Below are 20596 nucleotides of genomic sequence, written 5' to 3'. Positions count from 1 at the left end.
ACCATACAGTTTTTAGAGATCTTGAACATATTAGATAAAGAGGTATTCCTTAGAATTAATGAGAAATCATTTCATGAACTATTTCGTCTCCGTTCATTTCAGAAGGGTAATAGGTAGGCCAGTGCGTTACTTCATCCAGCAGCAGTTCCCGGTCATCACCCCAGTAAAGATGAAAATGGTCAGATTTCTCAGGAGAAATAATGTGGTCGCTGAACTGAATGTACTGTGGAAGTTCTTCAGATTCTTCGTCAAGTGCAAAAATAAATCTAACGCCGCGGTTTCCTGCTTCGTAAGTAAGAATTTCATAGCCGTCGTATAAATATTCCCCGGAAAACTCTGCACCGTCTTCGTAAAAAGTGACAGTATCTCCATCAATTACAATTCTATCTGTATCCGTTTCGTAGCCGGTTTCATAATACTCTTTATAATCTTCAGCAGTCATATCTTCACTTTCTTCTGCTTTATGGGCAAACACTTCATCAAGGGTCCCATCCTGCAGAAACGGATATACAGACTGCCAGTCGCCTTCCCAGTCGGAAAGAGGCCGATCCTCGATTTGATCATCTTCAAAGTATCCATCGTAAATTTCCTGGGATTCTTCATCATGTACATGGTTGTGTTCATGTTCTTCCTCATTATGGTCGTGGTTGTGGCTGTGATTATCATTATGTGCATGATTATGATTGTTGTCTTCCTCATTCGCATGCTCATTTTCATGAGTATGTACATTTTCTTCCTCTGGCTGGTTGCTCTGGTTTTCTGCATTTTCCGCTGTTGTTTGTTCGTTTTCCTCCTCCGCTGCAGCTGGTGCGTTGTCAGCTGATTCAGATGACTGGCAGCCTGTAATTACCAGGCCAGACAATACCAATGTTCCTATTCCTGATACAAAAGATAACTTCATCGTACATCACTCCTTTAGTTTTAAATCGTAACTGTTACGATTTATGATTATACATGCAGTTTTTACCATTCGTCAACGAAAAGTTTTAAAATTTTTGAGGAGAGAATTTTCTTTTTCGTTTTCCGGGTATAGAGAACTATCCTTATAATTTAGCTCCCTTGAAAATAAAAGTTTTGGTAATACTGCTTCACTTTCGCAGAGGCTAATCCCAGGGCTTGCTCCCGACTGATTTTGGCGAGAAGAACGCCCGCCGGCATCCATTTCGTTCTTCCTCTGGAAAACAAAAGGAAGGGACAGTGAGGGATTTTTCTGCGGCAGCCGAAGGAAAAAAGGAGCCCAGGCGTCAATATCAGAGTTATTAATTTAAATCATTGAAGACAGGAGGTAATACAATGAAAGGCAGATTAGAAATGAATTACTTCCCCTTGAAAGGAAGTAAAATAAAGCTGTATTCAGAAGAAATGGAGATGGAAGAGGCACATAAAGCAGCAGAAGATCTGCTGAACACCGGGCGAACAAAAGAAATAGTATTTATTGATCAGCGGGAATCCGGCTGGAATATGAAAGAAATGCAGAAATACCTTACTGAAATAGAGGAGGAGCCTCATAACGTTACCATCTATTTTGATGGAGGGTTTGACCGGAATTCTACAGAGGCAGGAGTAGGAGCAGTTATTTATTATGAGCAAAATGGAAAGCATTACAGAGTAAGAAAAAACAGTCTTGTGGAAAATCTCCTCACTAATAATGAAGCAGAATATGCAGCGTTATATTTTGCGTTACAGGAACTCGAACCACTCGGGGTGCATCACCTTCCTGTAGAAATAAAAGGAGATTCGCAGGTAGTTATTAACCAGCTCAGCGGGGAATGGCCCGTAATGGAAAAAACATTAAACGAATGGGTGGATAAAATCGAAGAGAAGTTGAAAGAAACGGGCATTACGCCGGAGTACTGTCTGATAGTGAGGAAGAAAAACCAGGAAGCAGATCAGCTTGCTTCCCAGGCAATTCAAAAGATTGAAATCAGCAGTAAAAAAGAAATATAGATTGATTCGTGTAAGTTCATAAACAAAAAAAAGCCAGTTCCTTTTCAAAGGAACTGGCTCTCCTGTTTCGTTGATATCTTAATTATTCCCGGGAAGCGGTGCTTTGGGAGAAACAAGCTCTTTGTCCCGAAGCTCCTGCCAGAACGCATCTGGAATGTCTGCATGCATAGCATCGATATTTTCTTTAATTCTTTCTGGACGTGTGGTGCCTGGAATAACTGCGGCTACGGCAGGATGTGCTGCTGAAAATTGCAGTGCTGCAGAAATAAGGCTCACTTGATGACGATCGGAAATTTCGGTTAAACGCTTTACATGGGAAGTCACTTCAGAAGGAGCTTCCTGATATTCATAGTGCTTCCCGCCGGCAATCACGCCTGATCCGTACGGAGCACCCACCACAATACTTACACCCTGCTTTTCTGCTTCCGGCATTAACCGCTGCAGTGCATGGTCATGATCAAGCAGCGTATAGCGGGTCGCCTGCAGGCTGAGGTCGAGTTTTACATTTTCCATGCCGAGTGCGAGCTCGATCGGCTCTGTTCTGTTTACCCCGATACCCCAGCCTTCAATAACACCTTTTTCCTTGAGACGGGCTAATTCCTGAAAGGCACCGTTTCTTGCTTCTTCAAATTTTGCCAGCCATTCGTCTCCCTGAAAGTCAGGAGAAATATCGTGAACGTTGACGTAATCTAAACGGTCTGTCTGGAGCCGCTCCAGACTCTGTTCGATGGCACGGAGTGTTCCTTCAGCAGTATAATCGTCTACCACTTTGTTTTTGCGGCCGTATGCAAACAATCCTTCTTTTTCTTCCGTTTCTTCTTCGATTACGCGGCCTACTTTCGTAGCAAGTACATAATCATCGCGATTGTGTTGGGATAAAACCTTTCCTAACCGAAGTTCAGCAAGTCCGGCCCCGTAAAAAGGCGCAGTATCAAAATAACGGATACCATGTTCCCAGGCTGCTTTTATAACAGCTTCTGCTTCCTCTTCAGAAACATCACGGAACATATTTCCAAGTGGAGCCGTTCCTAACCCAATCTTACCTTCCTGTTTTAAATCGATCATGAAAAAGCCTCCTTCAGCTCATTTTATATAAAACGCTTAGACAGGTTGCACTGCTTATGTTTTCTTAAAGTATTACCACTTAAACAATATCCACTAACTGAATGTAATAAACATGCTTCAGATGGGAAATAGGTTTTCAAATCCGTGCTCCTACTTCCTTAGGGGGTATCTTGACGCATGAAAGTTTTGCTTTCATCCCCTATAATGCAGTTCAAAGGTTTATAATTTTTCAAATTTTTTACTTGTTTTAGTTTTGGTGAAATCGGGAAATACCAAACGTTATTTATTTTTATGATTTATAGAAAGGAAGTTAAATAAATGAAACAGCGATATAGGGGAGCTGGGAGAAAGACTTGGAATAAAGTGTTATTTCGTATATCCATTGCGCTTGCAGCAGTTTTTGCATTAAGCGGAATAATTGGGAGCATATGGGTGTACGGAATCGTGCAGGATGCTCCTCCACTGGATGAGGAAGCTTTCATTTATTCGAACAGCTCCACGGTATATGATCAAAATGGGGAAGAGATAGTAGCCTTAAATGCCGGGGAAGACCGGCAGTCGATTTCGATTGAGGAAGTACCGGAACACGTGCAGGAAGCTTTTATTGCAATTGAAGATAATCGCTTTTATGACCACTCCGGCGTAGATTTCCGCAGAATCGGCGGCGCAGTAAGGTCGAATATTTCAGATGGGTTCGGTGCGGAAGGCGGCAGTACAATTACGCAGCAGGTAGTGAAGAATTCTCTTTTGACTGCAGAAAAATCCATGGATAGAAAAATTCAGGAAGCTTATCTTGCCTTACAGATGGAAAGAGAATATTCCAAAGGGGAAATCCTGGAATTGTATTTAAACAAAATTTATTTCGGGAATGGCGCTTATGGCATTGCAAGTGCAGCGAGTCAGTATTTTGATAAAGAATTAGCGGAGCTTACAACAGTGGAAGCGGCCCTGCTGGCAGGACTTCCGCAGCGTCCCGCTGGATATGATCCTTATCAGCATCCAGATTTAGCGGAGGATCGCAGGGATACGGTGCTCTATGTGATGAGAGAAAACGATTTTATTTCTGCGGAGGAATATAGTGAGGCAGCGGAAATAGCGGTAAGCGATATGCTTGCAAGCAGAGCAAACGAGTATGAAGTATCGGATGCATTTATGGACCAGGTATTTAAAGAGCTGGAAACAATTGAAGAAATAGACGCATCTTCCCTTTACACTGCCGGTGTGGAAATTCATACAACTTATGATCAGGAAGCACAGGTGCATGTAGATGAAGTGCTGAATACGGATGAATTTGTCGAGTATCCAGACGAGGATTTTCAGGCAGGTGTTACATTGATTGATAATCAGACCGGAGAAATTAAAGCAATTGGCGGCGGAAGAAATCAGGAAGCTGGAGAAGACCGCACAAACTATGCAACAAATATTTCCAGATCTCCCGGTTCCACCATTAAGCCGATTTTAAGTTATGGACCTGCAATTGAAAATCTACAGTGGTCTACGTATCAGCAGATAAACGATGAAGAAATGACCTACACAGATTCAGAGCAGGAAATTACCAACTATAATGATGAGCATCATGGAGAAGTTTCTATGAGAGAGGCGCTCAGAAGTTCCTGGAATATTCCAGCAGTGAAAACCTTCCAGGAAGTCGGCGGTGAACAGGCTGGTGAATTTGCTGCGGGACTGGGTATTGATATTGAAGGTTCCATTTATGAATCCTATGCGCTCGGTTCTTTCAGCGATGGAATTTCTCCTCTGGAGCTTGGCGGAGCATACGCAGCCTTTGCAAATGAGGGACAGTATAATGAGCCCCATGCAGTGAAAAGAATTGTATTTTCGGATGGAGAAGAAATTGTGTTAGAACCGGAGTCAAGTCAGGCGATGAGTGACTATACTTCCTACATGGTTACGGACATGCTCAAGGATGTAGTGGAAGAAGGAACTGGCAGGGCAGCCGCAATTGACGGTGTGCCGGTGGCCGGTAAAACAGGAACGACAAACTTCGATGAAGAGACAATGGAGCAGTACAACATCTCGGATGGAGTTCCTGATGTGTGGTTTGCAGGTTATACCACAGAATATACTGTTTCTGTATGGACTGGATATTCCCAGATAACTGAAGAAAATTATATAAGTTCTGGAGAGGAAACCGAAGTAGCGCGAAATATTTTCCGGGAAATAATGACAGAAACAATCGATGGAGATACAGCGGATTTTGTGAAACCTGATTCTGTAGAAGAAGTGATCATCGATACACAGGCAGAAGCGCGTGCGACAGAAAGCACGAGTGCAGAGCACCGGTCGAGAGAATTATTTGTAATAGGAACCTCGATTGAAGATGCTTTCAATGTAATAGATCCAGAAGAGGAAGACGAAGAAGATAATAACAACAACGAAAACGGTGAAAACAACGAGAATAACGAAAACAACGAGAACGGAAATAATGACAATGAAGAAAATAATAATGAAGAAGCAAACGAAAACAACCAGGAAAATGAGTTAAATGATCCTGGCAATAATGAAAATAACACATCAGAAGAATTAAATGAAAATGCAGATAATGAATTAAATGAAGAAGAAAATAATACCTCTGCAGAAGAAAACAATCAAGAGAATGAACCGGAGACACCTGAAGAAAATACCGGTCAAAATGGAAATCAGCCGGAAAGCAATGAAGAAGAGCCGCAAAACAATAATACAGGAAACAATGTGCCGGACAATAATACCAGTAATGAAAATAACAATGCAGGAAATAATGAGCCGGCAAACGATGGAATGAATAACTCTGAAGAAAACAATACGCCAGAGAACAATACAGGCGGTGGTACAAATAATTCCGGCAGCAATGCAGAAAACGAAGCGAATGAGAGCGGCGGTAACAACGGAGCAGCTCCAGACAATGCAGGAAATAACAACGAGCCTGAACAAAATGCCGACAGCGAAAACAACAGCGCAGGCAGCGGTACAAATAATTCCAATAATAATACCGGTAATGACTCCGGTAATAACAATGATGCAGCACCAAATAATACAGGGAACAACGAACCAGAACAAAATGAAGTGAATGAAAACAATAATACTGCAAATGGAGCAAACAACTCGCCCGATGGTAATGGAAACGAAGTGAACAATGAAACAAATAACAATGAAGCGGCTCCAAACAACAGTGGAGCTGCTTCCAACAATGAAGGGAATAACAACATACCTGAAACAAATGAAAACAATAATGACGGCGGCACAGGCAATTCTGACAGTAATCCAGAAAACGAAGCGAATAATTCCGGAGGTGACAATGGAGCGGGACAGGAGAACGCTGAAAATACCAGCGAAGCCGCTCCAACAGACACCGGAAACAATGATGAAGCAGGACAGGATAATACAGTCAACAATTTAAATGAAGGAAATAACAGCCCAAACAATGAAGAAACACAGGAAAACACTGCAAACAGTAATGAATCGCCGGACAATGAAAATCAAGAAATAAATGCAAATAACGAGAATGCTCCGGAAAATGCATCAAACAATAACAATACAGCAGAAAGTGAAAACAACAATTCCTCCACGAATAATACGGAAACAGGCAATAATGAGTAGTCTGCTTTCGATAAATAGAAGATATGTCCAAAAACCTCTGTAAATCCTGCAGAGGTTTTTTTGTGTGATGACAGTGGTTCTGCGTAGAAGCTTCCTGCAGTTTTTATAAGATTCATCTGAGAGAGCGCTTAAAGAGCAGCAATTTTTAAAAAACAACAAATTCTTACAGAAAGCGTGAATATCAAATATTAAAGCAGAACAGTAAAAGGTATTTCCCACAGATGCACGAAAAGGAAGAGAAACAACAAAATTATTTACGAGGTGAGATGCAGATGGAAAAGCAAGCTTTTATTATCGATAGTAAAACTTCTATTTCAATTCCGGAAAATGCTTCAGCAGCAGTTCAGCATGGAGTTCGTATGTTTTCCGATGACATGGAACGTGTTTTTCAATCCCGGCCGGCAGTGGTTTCCGCAGAAGAAGCGGATATTATTATCGCTCTGCAGGATGAAACAGCTGCAGCACCACTGCATGAAGAAGGCTTTGCCTTAAAGTTTAAGGAAAAAGGAAACAAGCGGATAATGCAGATTACCGGAGCGGACGAATTAGGTGTTATCTATGGACTGCTCTACATAAGCAGAACGTATTTAGGGATCGACCCTTTCTGGTATTGGGCAGACCTGGAAATTACTCAGTTGCAAAAAGTGAATATTCCTTCCCGGGAGTACTATTCAGAGCCGGCTGCGGTGAAATACAGGGGCTGGTTTGTGAATGATGAAGTCTGCTTAATCGGGTGGGATCCACAGTATCCTCCCACGAGAGAAACCTGGATCGTCGTTTTTGAAACACTGCTGCGATGCGGTGGAAACATGGTGATTCCTGGTACGGATCTTCCGAAAAAAGGAGTACATCAGACGACTGCTGCAGAAATGGGCCTCTGGGTTTCCCACCATCACGCAGAACCGCTTGGTGCACAGATGTTTCTGCGTGCTTATCCAGATAAGAAGCCGAGCTATCAGGAACATCCGGAGTTGTTTGAAAAGCTGTGGACAGAAGCAATTAAAAAGCAGCAGCATGATAAGGTTCTCTGGGTACTGTCTTTCCGTGGCCAGGGAGACAAACCATTCTGGGATGATGATCCCTCGTATGATACGCCGCAGAAAAGAGGGGGGATGATCAGTAAGGTAGTCAGAAGACAATATGATTTAATTAATCAGTATGTCGATAATCCTGTATGCTGCCTGGCGCTTTACGGCGAAATATCCGAGCTCTATCAGCAGGGTGTGCTTGATCTTCCGGAAAACGTAATTAAAGTCTGGGCGGACAACGGCTACGGCAAAATGGTCTCAAGAAGGCATGGCAACATTAACGAAAGAATTCCTTCGCTGCCTGCTAAAGAGGACCAGGGAAAACACGGCATTTATTATCACGTAACGTTTCACGATCTCCAGGCTTCCAACCATCTTACTATGTTTCCTTCAACCATAGAGTTTATGAAAGGGGAGCTAGAGCAGGTATTGGAGCGCCGTGCAGATGACTATTGGCTGATCAACAGCGGGAACATCCGGATGCACCTGTATCATCTCGATTTTATTGCGGAGATGTGGCAGAAGGGAGGAATATCTCCGGAGAAACACCTGAGAAGATTCGTGCAGCGGATGTTCTCCGCGCAGCAGCAGGAGATAGAAAGCTTATACCGGGCTTATCCGCAACACAGCATATCTTACGGCGCTAAAGAAGATGAGAAAGCCGGAGAAGAATACTACCATCATCCTGCCAGGCTCATTACTGCTCATATGGTTCAGGGAAAAGGAGAGCAGGCGGAAGAGAAACTGTATTGGCTGGCTGAGGAAAGCAGCTTTACTGCGCAGGTACAGCAGTATGCAGACAGCTGCCGGGAAGGAAATCATAGATGGAAAAAATTCCGTGAAAAAGCAGAGACAGTAATGAAAGCTTTACCTGCAGGTGAGCAGCAGCGATTCTATGATTTATTTTACCTTCAGCTGGTTCTGCACGACAGCGGCAGTGCAGGAGCTGCGCTGCTTGCAGAGATATGGAAAGCCGTCAGGCAGGAAGATTACCCGCTTGCATTCGTATTCGCGAATAAAGCTATGTATATTTATCAGGAAGGACAGCTTGCGTTGAAACAGTCGGAACATGGGAAATGGCTCGATTTTTACCGTGCAGACTGGCTGACAAATATTAAAGCAACCATATACAGCCTTGATGTATTGAGAAAATATCTGCGGACCTTTGGGGACAGCCCGGATTATTTCCTATGGTACAAAGAATTTTTAATGGAAGAAAGTGAAAAACATATTTACCTGGAAAATACACAGCGGGAACCTCTTTCTGACAGTACGCTGGCGGAAAGGCTGGAGGCCGTCTTCAAAAAGCAGGGAAGACTGGCCCGCACTTAGACAAGATTACTTTGTGTAGTCCAGCGGCAAAAGCGTAGAATCTTTTATTTCCCGGAGGGAGAGGCTTGTCTGTATCCGCGTGCCGCCAAGTTCGTTCAGCTTTCGCACAAACTGTTCGAGCTCCTTCCGGTTCCGGTTGGCGACTTTTAATAAATAATCATATTCTCCCGTAAGGCAGTAACATTCCAGCACCTCAGGCATCGCCTGCAGCTTATTTTCCAAAACGGTAAGTTCCTCTGTCTGGTGCAGGTTCGTGCTCATAAATACAAAGCATAAAAGGTCAAACCCGAGCTTTTCCTCGTTCAGAATGGAAGTATGGCGATCAATATAGCCGTCCTCCTCCAGGCGTTTAACCCTGCTGTGTGTTGCAGGCGGGGAAAGGCGTACTTCTTTTGCCAGTTCCAGATTGCTGATGCGTGCATCTTTTTGCAGAATATCCAGTATATGCAGATCCATATTGTCCATAAATACTCTCCTTTTTTAATTCAGCTCCAGCTGCAGAAACAGCCTGAAAAATGAATTATATTCTGTTAAATGAATTAAATAATATAATTATTCTTTATTTATAACATATTGCAGAATAAATAACTATAAATTTCAGGGGGATGCTATATTTATAAAAGATAAATATAGCAGGGAGAGGATGATTTATGCGGTACGTATTGCTGCTCGTTGCAGCCAGTTTTTTCTGGGGTGGAAATTTTGTGATAGGAAAAGGCCTTACCGACTATGCTGCTCCGGAGACGTTGACGATATACCGCTACGCGATTGCAGTCCTGTGCCTGCTGCCAATCGTATGGTGGAAGGAAAAAAGAATACTGCCTGATAAAAAAGCGCTCCTTCCACTGTTTTGCATGGGAGTGACGGGAGTTGTGCTGTTTAATATTCTGCAATTTCTGGCACTTGCCAATACTTCGGCTTCCAATGTGGGCGTTATCTCGACATTGAATACACTTTCGATTGCTGTATGTGCAGCACTCTTTCTGAAAGAGCGCATCAACCGGTGGCAGATTGGAGCGATGATCCTATCCTTCAGCGGTGCTATGCTCGTTATTACAAAAGGAACTGCTCTTACCGCTGCTTCGGTGCAGCCGGGGGACATCTGGATGGTTGCTGCTGTTATGGTATTTGGCCTGTATTCTGTATTCAGCCGCTGGGCGACAAAAACAACCAGTCCGATGATGTCCGTGCTTTATTCAGGTGTGTTCGGTATCGCTCTCCTGCTTCCTTTTCATGCAGACAACCTTTACATAGCCGAAGCGGATGGTTACTTCTTCGGAGCAATGATGTATATCAGCTTGGTCGCAACCATTCTGTGCATGGTATTCTGGGGCACGGGAGTAAAGCATCTCGGCGCCACTGCTTCCGGGCTGTTTATGAATCTGAATCCTGTGTTTACTGTACTGCTTGCTTTTTTACTGCTGGGAGAACGACTTACCTGGAGTCAGGGGATTGGTACGCTGATTGTTATTGCGGGATGCCTCGGCTACAGTTATTTCCGCGTGAACCGCTGGGAACCGCAGCAGGCACTGGTCCCTGAGAAACACTGAATTTGAAATGAGATGAATATTTTACCAGTTATCAGCGCATCCGGACGGGGTATAAGGAAAAGAAGAGAGAAGTTTGTTGCTCCAGTTCATACTGCACAGTCTAACCACAAGCAGCCTGCGTCAGCCTATTTGGGCTGGCTTTTCTAACCTGGAGCCCGTACTCATATTCCTGAAATTGCTAATCGTTGTAAATAAACGCTTCTCAAACTTCTGCTTATTTTGATCAACTGATGATCAAGGAGGAGAGAAATATGTGGAAAGTCTGGTTTAAAACCGGTTTTAAACCCTGGAAGCTTCCCCCGATTCCCAAGGAAGATGTGCAGCTAATCAGTGACGCGATTGAGGAGAGAACAGCTTTTATAGATATGCAGGATAAAATGAAAGGGAGCGGCTCTATCGGGAAATATGTATTTTATGATGCCGCAAAAGATGTGCTGTTCGTTTTTCGTATTCCTATTACAGGATATTTAAATGTATTCGTGCATATACGCAAACGCAATGGAAAATTCGGCCAGTATGAAGATGAAGGCTTTAAAGTCGCGACCATCACCACTTCAAGTATAAAGCCGGAAGAAAATCAGATCCGCTATTTGATTAACGGCTGGTGGGTGCGTTATTTAAACGACTTATTTATGTATCTGATTGAAGAGCAGCGCCGGGACACTGAGAGGAGAAGAACTCCACATTTACAGCACCTGAGGCGGCTTGAAAAGAAAGCAGCCGAGCAGGAAGAACAGCTGCATGAAATGTTCTAGCCTGCAGAGGAAGTTTTATACAGTAACTTTTTCAGAGTACTCCGTTTAATGGGGTGCTCTTTCTTATGGATTCTATGGTGAAAAACACCAGAACAGCAGCAGTAAATTTTTTCTAATACCCGAGCGGCAGGTGTGTGGGGTAAAAATGAATTCCAGTGCTGGAAAATGAATTAACGGAGATTCGGCACTTTAAAAATGAGTAAAGCAGTCCAGCGTGGGAGTAATCGGTTCACATAGGAGTAACATCTGTGAAAAATGAGTAAATCACGATAACGCGAAAGTAAAGCGCCTGCAATGAGAGTAAATCAGCAAACATTACCAGAGCAGGCGTAACGTTAAGCAGACAAAACTTTTTCCTTATTCAAAAGATGATTATATGCTCCACGATGAAATCTTTTTAAAGTGTGCCTGAGAGAACAAACTGAAAAGCAAGGTGTGATAAATATCATAGTTAGCATCAGGTTATTCTGCTATGCTTGTTACAAATAAACAAGGCAAAGGAGTAAATAACGATGCTGAATGTAAACCTATACTGCGAAGGAAAGCCGGATATAGAAAGCGCCTTTGAAAATGCGGATTTTTCAAAAGGAAGAAAAGGATGGTTTTTCGAGAAAAAACTCAGTAAGAAGCTGGAATCGGTGCTGGCAGAGTTCCATGAAGACACATATTCCTATCAGCTTACTTTTTCGGGGAATTTAACTTTTGAGGACTACGAACTGATTCACGAAGCAATTCACTTACTCGCTGAGGAACTTCCTGCGGAGGTAGATGATAAAAAAGCATTGATGGGATATCTTGAAAACGGAGAAAAAGCGTTTATCTACCATCAGTGGAAAGAGTGGAAAGCCTATCTCCTTCAGGCGAAGCATGTATCAATGGAAGGGCAGAAGGTAAAAGTGCAAAAAGGGGAGAACAGCTGGCAGGGGATCCTTCTTCATTACAGCAGCCATATAAAAAATGAAAAATTCCGGGTGACCGAATGTACAATACTCGGAACAGAGGGAGAAGTACGAGTGCAGGGAGAGGAGCTGGTCCTTACCCCAACCGGAGAATTCATGTAAATAAATACGCACAAAAAAAGAGCCGCAGTGATGGAGGCTCTTTTTTTGTGTAATATAAACTTCAAATTTGAACGGTTTTAGTTGTGTTAAACAGGCAGTAAGGAGTTGGCTTAAATCGTGCAAACTTCGACAGGGCAGTCCCCGCACTGCAGAAATTCCTTCAAATAATGAATGTTTTTCAGCAATATATAATTATTTTCATAAGCAATTACATCTTCTTTTTTCAATTCATTCATCAGCCGGTTCACACCCTCGCGCGTGGTACCTATAAACTGCGCAATATCCTGATTTGTCAGCTGTACCTTAATTAACGTTCCCTGAGAATGTTCTTCCCCGTAGGAATTGCTGAAACGGATCAGTGTGGAATACAGCCCTCCTTTTTTTCCGCAGAGAATCAAATCGCGGAATTTTGACTGGGTCGACTGCGTGTGCGTGGCGAACCATTTCATAAAGGCAACGGCAATTTCACCGTTTTCTTCAAATAACTTTTCCAGCACCAATCTATCAAAGCGCACAAGCTCAGCATCCTCTGCAACAGTGGCTGTTACGCTGATCGCCATTTGGTTGAATAAGCCGACTTCTCCTACAAGCTCTCCTGCCTGCTTTAAGTGAAGTGAGAATTCCTTCCCATCAATTGTCATTTTACTTAAACGCACCATTCCGGATCGGACAAGGTACACATGATCGGGCTGTTCACCTTCACTGAAAAGTGTAGTGCCTCTCTCGAATTTTTTCTTTGTACCTTTTGATAACAGCAGTTCTTTATTTTTATCTGATAATTGATCAAAAAAACGTCTCAGTTTAAATTCCTGCTTTGGCATAGTCTCCTCCTTTTAATAAACAGCACGGACGGGACATTGGGGTGTAAGAAAATCTACTTTAAGCATAGTACGGACAGCCCCGAATGTAAATACCTGCAAAAAAAGCCCCATGCATAAATGCTGGAACTTTTTTGCAGAGTCTGTTTATCAAGCGTTTGCTTCCACAAAAGATCTGCTGGTGCTTTTATCAAACTGTCGTTTATTAATGATTAAACAGAGGATAGAGAGCAGGGCCAGACACAGGAATCCCAGTGTATAAGTTCCAGTAATGTCCCGAATGGATCCGAGCAGAATCGGAGGGAAAAAACCTCCAAGGCCCCCTGCTGCTCCGACAAGTCCTGTGACAGCTCCGGTAGCTTTCGGAAACAGCTGCGGTACAAGTTTAAACACAGCTCCGTTTCCGACTCCAGTTACTGCAGCAACCAGTAAGCAGGCAAAAGTCATTACTATGATACTCGCCATTCCGAAACTGATAATTAATGCCCCTAAGGCAATACTGAGAAAAACGACCGTAAGTACTTTCCCTGCGCCAATTTTATCGCCAAGATACCCGCCGAGCGGACGGGAAATTGTTGCAACGACAACGAATCCGGCAGCTCTCATACCTGCATCAACTGCAGAAAGGGCATAAAGATCCATTAATAGTGTCGGAAGATATATTCCGAATGCCACAAAAGCACCGAAAGTCACAAAGTAAAATAAAGAAAGCGTCCATGTGTTTCTGAATTTAAGCACGGACAAAGACCCCAGCAGCGTTTTCTTTTCTCCTGTCTGCGGTGTTTCCGGCGTCCAGAACCACATAAGTGCTGCCATAATTACCACTGGGATAATCAGCACCCAGAAGGTCCACTGCAGCCCAACCAACAGTGCGATCGTCGGAAGTGTAAAGCCTGCGAGCGCAGTACCAAAGTTCCCCAGACCATTAATTCCAAGCGCAGTTCCCTGTTTTTCACTTGGGGTCCACTTGGATACAAAGGTGATGGAGACCGCAAAAGACGCACCTGCAACACCCAGCAGCAAAGCCCAGAATAACAAAGAGTAAAAAGATGTTGAAAATCCTACTCCCAAGAGAGGAATGACGGTAAACAGAAGTAAAAAGGTGAACGTTTTTCGTCCACCGTATCTGTCAGCAAGTATCCCGGCAGGAACTCTCATGATGGAACCGAGCAGCACTGGAACGGCAACCAGAATACTTTTTTCAGTAGCAGTTAATCCGTATAAAGCTTCAAACTGGTTTGCAAGTGGAGAGAGAGAAGCCCACACAGTAAAGGCAAGAGCCATTCCAAAGGTGGAGAGAATTAATATTCTTCTGCTTGTTTTCTCATGCGTTGACATCATTATCACACACTTTCTTCAAGTTAATTGTCTTCGCTGTATTCAAATCTGCGCCATTGGATAAAAAAAATAATAGCAGCAATAGAAGTAATGACAGCAATCATTGTATACTGGAAGACATTTTCAAATTCGTGTCCTAAATAAGACTCAATTGTCCACTGGAGCATTACTACATTAATTGCGACTGTGATTACAATGAGCGCCCAGCATATTTTTTTACCCATGGCGAACCTGCCTGTCTACTGCATATACGATTCCATTGACGACCTCTGTTTTTATGAGAGGAAGCTCACGCTGGGGAGGACCTGCGATCGGATGTCCATTGTTTAAATCAAAGTATCCTTTGTGACACGGACAGAGAAGAACTTCCTCCTCTTTTTCATAAAACACCGGGCACATCAGGTGGGTACAGGCACTGTTGTAAGCTTTTAATTCTCCGGCCATTGTATGCACGAGCAGCGCCGGATCATTTTCAGTCGGATAATAAAACGTGACGGAAGAACCTTTTGGAAGATCTGCCAGATTAACAATTTCTACTCTGTGCTCCTCATCTTCAAAATCACCGATCATCGCATGCACAGAAAATGGAAGAGTAGCAAGACCAAGCGCTACGGAAGCGCCGGCAGTTGCCTTTAAAAATGCTCTGCGGTTCAGTTTTAAATCTTCCTGTCTATTTACGTTATTAACGAGATTCACCATTTCATCTTTGCTCTGCGATTGGTTTCTTCCCGGCTTATTAGTTTTCATGAGGATCGCTCCATTCTTTTAATCAGAATACACACCGAAAAATTCAGGGACGTATTTCCATTTATCCTGTTCTGTAGGCTTTTTTCCTTCTACGAGGTTCAGCTGTGTGCGTCGTCTTCTGAGAGACTGCATTTCATCAAAATCAATAAAACGAATCGCATCACTCGGGCAGACAGATGCGCACATAGGCGCAATATCGTGTTTTGAACGGTCATAACACATGTCGCACTTGTACATTTTGTTTGCTTCAAAATCGAATTTCGGAATGCCGAAAGGACAGCCGAAAGTACAGTTGCGGCAGCCGATACATTTTTCTTCAGAAGCGGATAGGACGACTCCTTCTTCTGTAATCTGTATCGCGTTGGCAGGACAGACTCTTGCACAGGCGGGATCTTTACACTGCATGCACATCATAGGAAATGTCTGTCTGCTTTCCATGAAATCCACATGTTCTACATAATTTCTTTCTTTTGCGTCGTGGTCGCCGCATTCCCGGCAGGCTGCCTGACATGCGCGGCAGCCGATACATCTTTCAAATTCCAAATACATTATTTTATTCATAAAGCATCCTCCTCGTTTTAGAGCTTTTCAATTTTAACTGAACATACTTTAAATTCCGGCATACGTGACACAGGATCCAGACTTGGATTCGTAAGTTTATTTACCGACAGCTCTTTCCCCCAGTGATATGGAACGAAGACAATATCTTTGCGTGTTGCTTTTGTGAGTTTTACTTCCAGTTCCATCGTGCTTCTCGGTGTCGAGAGACGGATCATTTCTCCATCGGACATGTTGTACTGGCTGGCAAGCTCGGGATGCATCTCTGCGTAAGGTTCAGGGCATTGATCTTTTAAGAAATCAATTCTTCTTGTCTGGTTGCCGGACAAATAATGGAATACGACTCTTCCAGTGGTAAGACGGAGTGGAAATTCTTTCGTCGGTACTTCTCCAGGTTCTTCCCAGCCGACTGCCGGCAGGTTCGCTTTTCCATCCGGTGTACCGAACGATTCTTTAAACATCGTTGGCGTGCCTGGATGATCTTCGGAAGGACACGGCCAGAAAACGCCATCTTCTTTATCAATACGTTCATAAGTAATTCCGGAATAATCTGCTTTGCCTCCTTTAGTTGCGATACGGAATTCCTCGAAAATTTCACGAGGATTCTTATAAGGGAAGTACTTGCCACGGCCTAAACGAGCTGCAATTTCGCTGAGAATCTGCCAGTCTGTCTTAGATTCATGCAGTGGCTCTATTGCTTTACGGATACGAATGACTCTGCCTTCCAGGTTGGTAGTGGTTCCTTCGTCTTCTGCCCAGGTAGTAGTTGGCAGCACGACATCAGCAAATTCGGCAGTTTCCGAGAGAAAGAAATCGTTTACGACGAGAAAGTCGAGCTTTTTAAAGCCTTCCCAGATATATTCAACGTTTGGAGAAGATACAGCCGGGTTGCTGCAGATGACGTGCATAGCTTTAATAGTGCCGTTGTGAATTTCATCAAACATTTCGTAGGCGGATACACCGGGTTTCGGCATTTCTTCCGGTGCAATGCCCCAGACTTTGGAAATGTATTTTACGGCTTCCGGATCGGTCAGCTTTCGGTAGCCGGGAAGCAGATCTGATTTTTGCCCGTGTTCTCTGCCGCCCTGCCCGTTTCCTTGTCCCGTGAAAGTAGCGACGCCGGAAGCGAACTTCCCAATTTGTCCACGCAGTAAAGCGAGGGAAGAATAAAGCGTCACGTTATCTACACCTTTGGACTGCTGCTCGGCACCTCTTGCAAACATCACAACAGATCTTGGAGAGCGGCCGTAAATGTGCGCGGCTTTGATAATTTTTTCCGGAGCAACACCGGTGATGGAGGCTGTGTGTTCCGGTGTGAATTCCTCTACAGAAGCTTTTAATTCTTCAAAATTGTTGCAGCGTTCATCTACATATTCCTGGTCTACATATCCTTCTTTAATGATCAGGTGAAGCAGGCCGTTTGCGAGTGCAGAGTCCGTACCTGGCTTTAAATCAAGGTGCACATCTGCAATTCTTGCAGTAGGCGTTTCGCGCGGATCGATGACGATCATTTTGGCACCTTTGTCACGTGCTTTCCAAAACATTTGAATGCTTGTCGGGTGACACTCTGCTGTATTGGAACCAGCCATGAGGAAACAGTCACTGTGCTCCAACTCTGTCCAGGGAAGTGTTGACCCGCGGTCCAGGCCGAATGTTTTCATAAAACCACCGGCAGCAGAACTCATGCAGAATCTGCCGTTATAATCAATAAACCTGGTGCCGAGTGCGACTCTGGCATACTTTCCAACGAGGTAGCATTTTTCATTTGTCATGGAGACGCCGCCGAAAACGGATAGTGCGTCTTTGCCGTGTTTTCCTTGGATCTCTGTAAATTTTCTTTCTATCAGTGAAAGGGCTTCTTCCCAGCTGCTTTCTACGAATTTTCCTTTTTTCTTAATAAGCGGCCGTTTAATGCGGTCAGGGTGATCAATCTGCTGGTAGGCGGTAACGCCTTTCGGGCAGAGTTTTCCGAGGGTCACAGGCCAGTCATATCGTGGCTCAACTCCTTTGATTTCTCCCGTCCGCTCTGAAACTCTTATATGCATCCCGCACTGCATGCCGCAGTAACTGCAGTGTGTGGTAATTAATTTTTCACCTTTATTATGGAGATTTTTCACTCCCGGCTTTGCTAAGAATTCAGTCATTTTCTTTCTCTCCTTTAGAATTGTCATAGTAAGCGTCTGCTCTTGGAGAACCGAAGCCAGGAACCTGCACGTCTGTCATTGTCTGGATGGGAGCATAAGGGCTCTCCAGAGATGATTCCAGATTCAGCTGCTTCATCACTCGCATGCGGCGTCTGCACGCCGGGCAGTAATCTGATAAGTAGGAACCGTCTGCTAACTGTAAATCAAAGCTCTGCAGGCCGAGGACTTCTTTCACATCAGCAATCTGATCATCGCTGCTGTAAGGTGTATTACATCTCCTGCATCCTCTTGTGTCTACCTGCACTTCTTCCTGATAGTTCATCGGCACTCCGGCAGCCATCGGCCTGATTGGCAGATGAAAGAGTTTGCCGAAAGGAAAATAAACGAGAAACAATACAACGGTTATCTGGTGAATCAACGCCATATAGTTGTGCATCCAGCCGCCGAGAAACTTATAGGAAACAGTGAGCACTAACCCGGTGACAGTAACGGCAAGAAGAATATATAAAGGCATTAAGTCGAATTCGGGACGCTGGGTTACTTTCACATCTTTATTAGTGCTTCGGCGGATAAGAGCCATCAATACCCCGAACAAAAGCATCATCGCGGTAATATTCAAGCCTTCAAAAATCATTTGTGCAAGAAATCCATCGGCTGCCATTTTAATAGTAGGAATACCCATGACCACCATTTGATATGTTTCGGCATCAATCAAGCTGAAGTGCATCCATCCGAAGGTAAGGCCGAAGGTAATCGCAAAGGAGCCAAGGCACCCCCAGGCAATCAGCCAGTGTGTAATCCCGCGGTAAATCCCGCGCTTGAATATAAACTTTTGAAGAACAATATTATCTACAGCGGTTTTTAAGATGGAAGTAATATTTCTTTTTTTACGCTTCCGGTTCCGCATATTAACGAAGCTTCTTTTTAACATCTGCTGGGTGGCAGGCCGCAGGGACCAGGAAACCATCCGCACAGTGATACCGATGGCGAACACCAGCGACCCAATTACATATCCGAACAACATTATATCTACATGGGAAAACTGCCCTGTCCCGATCCACATTAGGAAAATTAAAATCATTACTACGATAAACGAATACATGCTTGCTTTAGAATAAAACGATCTCTCCAGCTGCTGCATTCCCTCACCCCTCTCTCGTTATCAGTAAGGTCATTGTAAGCGGTGCAGAAAAGAAGCACTGTGAGAATAATCACACCTGAGGAAAATAAAGAGCACGTTAAATGTAAAGCGGGGAAGGAAGATACTGAAAGAATCCTTTAATGGCAGGGAAAAACTGTGATTAATATCTCAAAAAAGAAGAGGAAATTAAAAATTTGAAAACTTTGCGAACGATAAAATAAAGCTTTGAAATAATTACAGCAAAAACAAAAAAATCCCTGAGCTGTTTCTGCTCAGGGATTTCAAATCAAAAACTTCTTCAGTTATTATTCTGGTACATTTTCATCGGTCAGGCTTACGCCTTTTTTCCGGCGGTAAAGAATTGCATTCACTTCCGCTCCGACAACAAGAATGATGCCGATAAGGAAAAGCCACAGCATAAGAATGATAATACCCCCAAGACTGCCATATGTTTCAGAGTAATTACCAAAGTTGCTGATATAGAAAGAAAATGCAAGAGAAGTAATCTGCAATGCAATGGTAGCAAACAGAGCACCCGGCAGTGAATACTTAAATGGTATATGCACATTAGGGGCAAAGTGATAAAGTCCTGCAAATATAATTGCAATTACAATAATACTGACTACCCAGCGCAGGATACGGAACAGTATCTCTAAATCAGGGGGTATCAGCCCTATCGATTGAATAAAGCCAATTAATGTATCCCCGAACACCGGCAGCACCAGTGCCACGATCAAGGCAGCGATCATACCAAATGTAAGGCCGATGGAAACAAGGCGGGCTTTGATGAAAGAACGCTCTTCTTTCACATCGTAAGCCTGATTCTGCGCTTTAATAAAAGCATTTAACCCGTTGGAAGCCGACCAGATAGTACCGATAATACCAAATGTCAGGAGCCCTCCCCTTTGTTCGGTAAGAATATCAGCGAGTTGATCTTCAAAGACGCCCCCCAGTTCTCCGGGCATCATCCCCTGAATCGTTTCTATTGCCTGATCCGGGTCGAGATTTAAGTAAGGGAGTATAGATAAAGCCAGAATCAGCATCGGAACTAGTGATAATAAGTAATAATAAGCCTGTGCTGCTGCAAGCAGAGGGACATTATCATTCGAAAATTCCTGTCCTAGTGCTTTAAAATATGGAATTATTTTTTTCATATTCTTTACACATCCTTTCTCACATCCTGCTGAAGCAAAGATGAGCTAATACAAAAGGTATTCCCAGAAGCAGAAATGTGAAACTACTTATATGCTCGAAAATACAGATTCTTTCGAGGTGGAGTGTGAAAAAGGATATTTTTATCTGCAAGGAAATTATTTAAATAAATGGCTACCTTGAAAATAAAAGTTTTACTAAAAAGAAGTAATACTGCTGCTTCACTTTCGGAGAGTCTTGCCCAAGGGCTTGTTCTCGACTAATTTCTCTCACAGGGCACGGCTTCCATCGATCCACAGACAGCAGGGCAGAGACCGCCATGCTGTCTTGAAGAACCAGGATCGATTCCGCTCGTGCTTCGTGACC

Annotated in this window: 17 protein-coding genes; 6 read left to right on the top strand and 11 right to left on the bottom strand. The window is 43.6% G+C overall.

Going from position 1 to position 20596, the window contains the following annotated elements:
• Positions 1-55: 55 nt before the first annotated feature.
• Positions 56-901 (bottom strand): metal-binding protein ZinT, encoded by an 846-nt coding sequence (locus BLP92_RS08175; protein WP_090842435.1) that lies wholly within the window; start codon positions 899-901, stop codon positions 56-58.
• 392 nt (positions 902-1293) lie between these two features.
• On the opposite strand from BLP92_RS08175, the gene BLP92_RS08165 reads away from it, so the two are divergent.
• A complete protein-coding gene (locus tag BLP92_RS08165; RefSeq protein ID WP_090842431.1) occupies positions 1294-1947 on the top strand; it encodes a reverse transcriptase-like protein in 654 nt (217 codons plus the stop codon).
• Between the two features lie 78 nt (positions 1948-2025).
• On the opposite strand, the gene BLP92_RS08160 is transcribed toward BLP92_RS08165, so the two are convergent.
• A complete protein-coding gene (locus BLP92_RS08160) occupies positions 2026-3012 on the bottom strand; it encodes an aldo/keto reductase (RefSeq protein WP_090842430.1) in 987 nt (328 codons plus the stop codon).
• 318 nt (positions 3013-3330) lie between these two features.
• On the opposite strand from BLP92_RS08160, the gene BLP92_RS08155 reads away from it, so the two are divergent.
• Positions 3331-6606 (top strand): transglycosylase domain-containing protein, encoded by a 3276-nt coding sequence (locus BLP92_RS08155; protein ID WP_090842428.1) that lies wholly within the window; start codon positions 3331-3333, stop codon positions 6604-6606.
• A gap of 272 nt (positions 6607-6878) precedes the next feature.
• Positions 6879-8966 carry a glycosyl hydrolase 115 family protein gene (locus BLP92_RS08150; protein WP_090842426.1) on the top strand — a complete coding sequence of 696 codons (2088 nt, stop codon included), beginning with the start codon at positions 6879-6881 and terminating at the stop codon, positions 8964-8966.
• A 6-nt stretch (positions 8967-8972) separates the two neighbouring features.
• Here BLP92_RS08150 and BLP92_RS08145 read toward each other — a convergent pair whose 3' ends face one another.
• On the bottom strand, positions 8973-9431 hold the full coding sequence (locus BLP92_RS08145) for an Lrp/AsnC family transcriptional regulator (protein ID WP_090842424.1): 459 nt from the start codon (positions 9429-9431) through the stop codon (positions 8973-8975).
• A gap of 185 nt (positions 9432-9616) precedes the next feature.
• Here BLP92_RS08145 and BLP92_RS08140 point away from each other — a divergent pair, with 185 nt between their 5' ends.
• From BLP92_RS08140 to BLP92_RS08130, 3 genes are all read left to right on the top strand, one after another.
• Positions 9617-10516, top strand: a complete 900-nt coding sequence (locus BLP92_RS08140) for a DMT family transporter (RefSeq protein ID WP_090842422.1) — start codon at positions 9617-9619, stop codon at positions 10514-10516.
• A 251-nt stretch (positions 10517-10767) separates the two neighbouring features.
• Positions 10768-11271, top strand: coding sequence for a hypothetical protein (locus BLP92_RS08135; protein WP_090842420.1), 504 nt, complete (start codon positions 10768-10770; stop codon positions 11269-11271).
• A 512-nt stretch (positions 11272-11783) separates the two neighbouring features.
• Positions 11784-12332, top strand: coding sequence for a hypothetical protein (locus tag BLP92_RS08130; RefSeq protein WP_090842418.1), 549 nt, complete (start codon positions 11784-11786; stop codon positions 12330-12332).
• Between the two features lie 110 nt (positions 12333-12442).
• Here BLP92_RS08130 and BLP92_RS08125 read toward each other — a convergent pair whose 3' ends face one another.
• The 8 genes from BLP92_RS08125 to BLP92_RS08090 all read right to left on the bottom strand — a co-directional run bounded on the left by BLP92_RS08125 (position 12443) and on the right by BLP92_RS08090 (position 20232).
• Positions 12443-13153, bottom strand: a complete 711-nt coding sequence (locus BLP92_RS08125) for a Crp/Fnr family transcriptional regulator (RefSeq protein ID WP_090842416.1) — start codon at positions 13151-13153, stop codon at positions 12443-12445.
• A 147-nt stretch (positions 13154-13300) separates the two neighbouring features.
• Positions 13301-14491, bottom strand: coding sequence for an MFS transporter (locus BLP92_RS08120; RefSeq protein ID WP_244516731.1), 1191 nt, complete (start codon positions 14489-14491; stop codon positions 13301-13303).
• Between the two features lie 20 nt (positions 14492-14511).
• Positions 14512-14712: a hypothetical protein gene (locus BLP92_RS08115; protein ID WP_090842415.1), complete on the bottom strand. Its 201-nt coding sequence runs from the start codon at positions 14710-14712 to the stop codon at positions 14512-14514.
• The gene (locus BLP92_RS08110; protein ID WP_090842413.1) at positions 14705-15235 is read right to left on the bottom strand and encodes a Rieske 2Fe-2S domain-containing protein; all 531 of its coding nucleotides are present in this window, start codon (positions 15233-15235) and stop codon (positions 14705-14707) included. The genes BLP92_RS08115 and BLP92_RS08110 overlap by 8 nt, the downstream gene beginning before the upstream one ends.
• 18 nt (positions 15236-15253) lie before the next feature.
• Positions 15254-15796, bottom strand: coding sequence for a 4Fe-4S dicluster domain-containing protein (locus BLP92_RS08105; protein ID WP_090842412.1), 543 nt, complete (start codon positions 15794-15796; stop codon positions 15254-15256).
• Between the two features lie 17 nt (positions 15797-15813).
• Positions 15814-17937, bottom strand: a complete 2124-nt coding sequence (gene fdhF / locus BLP92_RS08100; protein WP_090842411.1) for a formate dehydrogenase subunit alpha — start codon at positions 17935-17937, stop codon at positions 15814-15816.
• A complete protein-coding gene (locus tag BLP92_RS08095; RefSeq protein WP_090842409.1) occupies positions 17930-19078 on the bottom strand; it encodes an MFS transporter in 1149 nt (382 codons plus the stop codon). Before BLP92_RS08095 ends, fdhF begins: the two co-directional genes overlap by 8 nt.
• Positions 19079-19383: 305 nt before the next feature.
• Positions 19384-20232: a YihY/virulence factor BrkB family protein gene (locus BLP92_RS08090; protein WP_090842407.1), complete on the bottom strand. Its 849-nt coding sequence runs from the start codon at positions 20230-20232 to the stop codon at positions 19384-19386.
• Positions 20233-20596 lie beyond the last annotated feature (364 nt).

Source organism: Alkalicoccus daliensis (genome assembly GCF_900103955.1).
Lineage (GTDB): Bacteria > Bacillota > Bacilli > Bacillales > Salisediminibacteriaceae > Alkalicoccus > Alkalicoccus daliensis.
Note: the sequence above shows the minus strand (reverse complement) of the source record. Positions and strands in the feature narration are given on the sequence as shown.